Annotated in this window: 3 protein-coding genes; 2 read left to right on the top strand and 1 reads right to left on the bottom strand. The window is 29.6% G+C overall.

Annotated features, from left to right (window positions below):
* The first annotated feature begins 1,701 nt into the window (after positions 1-1,701).
* Together CN925_RS15330 and CN925_RS15325 are read left to right on the top strand one after the other, a co-directional pair.
* Positions 1,702-3,606, top strand: coding sequence for an endonuclease MutS2 (locus CN925_RS15330; protein WP_098847119.1), 1,905 nt, complete (start codon positions 1,702-1,704; stop codon positions 3,604-3,606).
* A 175-nt stretch (positions 3,607-3,781) separates the two neighbouring features.
* Positions 3,782-4,495 (top strand): class I SAM-dependent methyltransferase, encoded by a 714-nt coding sequence (locus CN925_RS15325; RefSeq protein WP_098847116.1) that lies wholly within the window; start codon positions 3,782-3,784, stop codon positions 4,493-4,495.
* 464 nt (positions 4,496-4,959) lie between these two features.
* Here CN925_RS15325 and CN925_RS15320 read toward each other — a convergent pair whose 3' ends face one another.
* Entirely contained in the window at positions 4,960-5,421 is a 462-nt protein-coding gene (locus CN925_RS15320) for a hypothetical protein (RefSeq protein WP_098847114.1), read from the bottom strand.
* Positions 5,422-5,712: the final 291 nt, after the last annotated feature.

Raw genomic sequence — 5,712 nt, 5'->3', positions numbered from 1 at the left:
TCCCCCTGTGAGAGTAGAACATCGCCTGGTTTACCAAAGTATCAGCTAATCAGTTGGTGCTTTTTTTATTTGGATCAATATTTGATAAAATTTAACACTCCTAAAGGACTGTCAACTATTGATAGTCCTTTTACGTTCTTTGTACAAAAATTGGTTACCAAGTACTTGAGAACCTAAATCTTTTCATTCAGAATTATTAATAATCGTAGGGGTTGTATCAGATTGTTTAAAAATATAGGTTTTATTATCAATTTTAATTTTAAAAGTTCTTTCTTTTTTATCATAAATAAATTTCAAGTTATGAAATTTAGAACTGTTAATTACATACATCGTATCTGTTTTCCTTGAATAAGACCTTTATCTGCTTTTAGTACGATTATAATAATAAAATGAATGATGACCTCTTAATCAAATACGATTGTTGCAAATGGAAGTTTTTTGCTTTGGTATGTCCCTACTAAAGTTGATTCATTTAAATTCTGAATTTTAGGGACGTTTGTAGCTGTAATGATAAATATTAAAAATATAAAAAGAATAATGCTTTTATCAACCTACTATTTCTTTTGAACCTCAGTCAATACGACAACACTTCATCCTTAACTTAAGGGTCTATTAAATAAAAATGTTGATTTTTCAAACTGAAAAAAGAGGCTTCTCTTTAGTCTTTTTTAGAATAAAAACAGCAAAATTCCCGATAAATGAGATGAGATCACAAAATATACTTTGTTAAAACACATTCTCCATTATTAAACTAATTTAAAAATATGTGATTATGAACATTAAAATATTGATGTGATCGATAAGTAAACACATATTAGTGAACACCCAAATAATATGAGCGTTCTTTTAAAATTTCTCCTGATTTTAATACCGTAAGCACAAAATAAGATAGCCGCCGATAATTTAGAGCAACTTTGTAAAAAAGATGGTTTGAAAAAATGGAACTTCTTAAAATTATTGAAGCAAAAAAGTAGTAGAGATTAGTATTTAGAACCATAATGGCTCATTCATAAATGCTTTAATCATAAATTCTAACCATTTCATAAGGGGATAGCTCCCTTCAAAAAATAAACAACACGAATACTTATGTTGAATTTTCAAATCAGATAGCATAATTTAGCTTATTTATTACATTTATTGTTTGCATTCTTTGTGAATTTGGAAGGTAACTAGCTAAACTTCAAGTAGAGTACATACCAGTATAGGAAAAAGTTGTAGAAGATATTTACTAATCACATATAGTAAATAATGTAGATCATCTTTACTTTTCAATTTACACATAGTATGATGATTTCAATAAGTTAGATTTCAATGAACATAAAAATAAATGAGGTGCATTTTGTGAGTGCAGTAGGTTCTAAATAGGAAAAAAACAAATGAAATAAATAGGATGAAAAAAGGGGAATTTGTAAAATTCGCACCCTTAATTTTGTCATGTATTTATTTCAAACCTATGAAGATACCTACAATACTTTATAATGCGTATAATGAAATTAGTAGGGCTATTTTGTAATAGCTTATTTAACTATATTTCAGTTATGATTGCCTTGTAATGTGATTAAAGCTGCGGTATCTCCGCAGCTTTTTTTATTTTTTCAGGTAAACATGTTCTTTGTTTGTATTAATCAACTCATTGGAATCTAATGGGTAGGTATCTCCATTTATGATCAATAAAATCATATTAAAAGAGGAGAATTAAAATTGAATAATATAACATTTGAAAAATTACAATATAAAGAGTTAAAGGAAATTGTGAAATCATATTGTGTAAGTGGATTAGGTAAAAAATTGATCGACCAATTAGAGCCTAGTACAAATATAAAAGTAGTTAAAAACAGATTAAATGAGACAACGGAAGCTCGGGCAATCTTAGATGCAGTAGGACATATTCCATTTTTAGGTGTATCAAACATTGAAATTATCATTACAAATCTTGAAAAGGGCATGATATTAGATCCGAGTGACTTAATCAGTATTTCGGACTTTTTAAGAGGATGTAGAAGAATTAAAAAGTTTATGCTAGAGAACATATTCTTTGCCCCAATTCTTGCTTCTTACGCAAAATCAATGAGTGAATTTATAAGTATTGAAGATGAGATTAACTTTTCAATTAAAGGAAATAGTGTTGACTCTGCAGCCAGTAAAGAACTTAAACGAATACGAAATAATATTGAATCAGTTGAGGGAAAAATTAAAGATCGTTTAAATAAATTTCTAAATAGTAGTGCAAATAAAATGTATATCCAAGACTTTTTTATAAGTAAGAAGGATGACCGATATACGATACCGATTAAAGCTTCATTTAAGAAGCAAGTTCCTGGGTCGATTATTGAAGTTTCAGCTAAAGGGTCAACAGTCTTTATTGAACCGAATACAGTAACAAAATTAAATAGTGAGTTAGCAAGCCTAAAGGCTGAGGAGGCAATAGAGGAATATCAGATATTAGCTACCCTTTCTGGAATGATTTTAGAAAATATTTATGAAATAAATATAAATATGGAGTTAATTAGCCAATATGATATGGTGTTTGCTAAAGCTAAATTTAGCAAACATATTGGTGGAGTTGAGCCAAAATTAAATGACTTTGGATATATAAAGTTAGTTAATTGCAAACATCCATTATTAACAGGAAATGTAGTTCCACTTAATTTTGAGATAGGAGAAAGTTATCGTAGTTTAATCATTACAGGTCCTAATGCGGGTGGAAAGACAGTCGTTTTGAAAACAATTGGTTTACTAACATTAGCAACAATGTCAGGTTTCCATATTATTGGAGACATGGAGACTGAAATAGCAGTATTTGAAAAGATTTTTGTTGATATTGGTGATAATCAAAGTATAGAGAATGCACTAAGTACATTTTCATCACATATGAAAAACCTTTCCGATATTATGCGTGTTTCTAATAATAATACACTATTACTATTTGATGAAATAGGAAGTGGTACGGAACCGAACGAAGGATCAGCACTAGCAATTTCTATATTGGAGGAATTTTACCAAATGGGTTGCATTACAGTTGCTACTACTCATTATGGTGAAATTAAACGTTTTTCAGAAATGCATAGTGACTTTATGAATGCAGCAATGCGATTTAATAGTGAAACACTAGAACCAATGTATAAGTTAATAATCGGGAAATCAGGAGAAAGTAATGCTCTATGGATATCTAAGAAAATGAATATCCGCGAAAATGTACTTCAAAGAGCGAAAGAATATATGGAAAATAAAGAATATCAGTTAGAAAGAGTAAATGAAAATACAATAAGGAAACCAAAGATTGTCAAATTGAAAGCTGTGGAAAAGGTTAGCTATCAAAAAGGTGATCGAGTAAAATTATTAGACTTCGATAACTATGGCATTGTTTATAAAGAAATCGATAATTTTTACAATCTCATCGTTTTTTACAATGGTGATTTTCTGGAAGTGAATGAAAAGCGAATATCATTAGAAGGAAAAGCTACTGAACTTTATCCAGAAGGATATGACTTAGAAACGATATTTGTTGATTATGCGACACGAAAATTGCAGCACGATATTGAACGAGGTTCGAAAAAGGCACTCCGAAAGATTCAAAAAGGAATGAGAAATAAAGGGGAGTGTTAATTTGGCTATGGGGTTTTTAATCGCCAAATTATTGTAATTTGTATAAAACAAAAAAACATCAGCCCAAAAGCTGATGTTTTTTTTGTTTTAGAAAAAATCATTGTTTTCAAGAATACAAAACAAATTTAAGCTTAAGTGAATAGACTATACCAAACTACATGATTGGGGTCTTAATATGAGAAAATTTTCTTATATAGATTTAATTGCTACATTAAATATAGAAGATGCACATCCTGGTGGGTTTGATTTAACAAAAAAAACATTAAGATTTCTTCCACTAACATCAGATAGCCAAGTGTTAGAAGTTGGATGTGGGTCAGGTAAAACGGCTAGCTATATATATGAAAGTTACAATTGCTCAATTACTACAATCGATCTAAACAGTCGGATGCTTGCTAATGCAAGAAAACGATTTAACAAAAAGAAAATTCCAGTTACACTGCATCAAGCAAGTGCAGAAAACCTTCCATTTAAGGATGATACATTTGATATAATTATTTCAGAATCAGTAACAAGTTTCACAAACGCAGATAAATCAATACCAGAATATGTAAGAGTGTTAAAAAAAGGTGGATATTTTCTTGCTATAGAAATGACTTCAGAGAGACAATTAACACTAAAAGAAGAAAATGAAATAAAGGATGTTTATGGTATTTCAAAAGTAAAGACGGTTAGAGAATGGGAACAAGTGTTAATCAAAGGTGGATTTAGAGATTATAAAATCCTTAAAGGAAATACAATAATGAATACAATTACAAACACAACTGATTCACTACCATTTCAAAAATTACCACCTGAAGGAATTGAATTACTTCATAGATTTCAAGAAATACTAGTTCGTTATAAAGATGTGTTAGGATATAGAGTATTTTTATGTAGAAAAAGATAGGCATATAGCTTATCTTTTTTTGTTTGATATACAAAACTCCCACTTATCGGGAATGGATTAATTCTAATGTATCGGTTTTATACATGTAGCTAACCTAAAGTATAATTCAGTTAATACGTTTCTATAAATTACTGGTCACCATGAGGGTAAATTGGAAAATACTTATTTATCTTCACTTTATTTATGTATAAATACGATTTCGCAATTGTAAAAGTATATGTACACATGCAAAGTAGGGATAAAATTATAATGATTTTTATCATACTTTTCATAAATACCACCTATTTATCGTTTTAATGCATTTATTATTTGTTTTAGATTAGAAACTTATTTTGTTTTAGGAACTAGAATCATAAAGAAATGGCTTATATGAGTACATGTAATGAAAAAAGGGTATCTCAATAGTCAGCTTTTGACTAAAGAGACATACCCACAGTAATTGAATATAAGTTATCATTGAGCTATTAAAAAAAGAATAATGCAGCTAATGCTACTCCAGCAACAAAACCAAGTGCAATTGAAATGCCTAATCCGCAACCGAAGAATCCGCATCCAAATCCATCTCTATCGAAATCTCTTTCGTTTCTTCTATCAAATCTTCTGTCGAATCTTCTATCGAATCGATCTTCAACTCGATTACCAAACATATTATCAAAACGATTTCCATTTTGGGAACTTCTGTTTGAAAAGTTTCTTTCTGAGAAATTTCTATTAGATTGGTTTCTGTTCATATTACTTCTATTACGATTAGATGATCTATTTGACGAATTAGAGCTTTGGCGGTATTGATTGACAGGTTCAATAAAAACTCGGTCATCAGTTACTTTAGTAATACGACCGACATGCTCATTTCCATCTTTATCGAAAATGCGTACAACCTGCCCTCTATAATTATTACATAATTGATGGGCTTCACTACATTGCATAACAATTCCTCCCTTTCTTGTACTAATCTATGGAAGAGGGATAGTTTGTGCTTGTACTCATACCTAGTTGTACAATTAACTAATTAATTTGTTTGAAGTTTTCGTAATTAATTTTGTAAACTTTTTTAAAAAATGCTTGTAATCAATTGGTGAAGGTGGTATATTTGTATATGTTGTCACGACGAAGTAAGTTCGGACAACAAAAAATATAAAATAACTTGTTGACAAAACGTTCGGCAAAATGTTATTATATTAAAGTCGCTTCTAAAGTGATGAAGTGAACTTTGAAAA

Origin of the sequence: Bacillus sp. AFS055030, assembly GCF_002574545.1 — a bacterium.
GTDB lineage: Bacteria > Bacillota > Bacilli > Bacillales > Bacillaceae_G > Gottfriedia.
The sequence above is the reverse complement of the archived record's forward strand: the minus strand, read 5'-3'. Positions and strand labels throughout refer to the sequence as shown.

Excerpts from the sequence above, each read along its gene's own strand:
- CN925_RS15325 (WP_098847116.1), top strand. The coding sequence starts at position 3,782 with ATGAGAAAATTTTCTTATATAGATTTAATTGCTACATTAAATATAGAA.
- CN925_RS15320 (WP_098847114.1), bottom strand. The coding sequence starts at position 5,421 with ATGCAATGTAGTGAAGCCCATCAATTATGTAATAATTATAGAGGGCAG.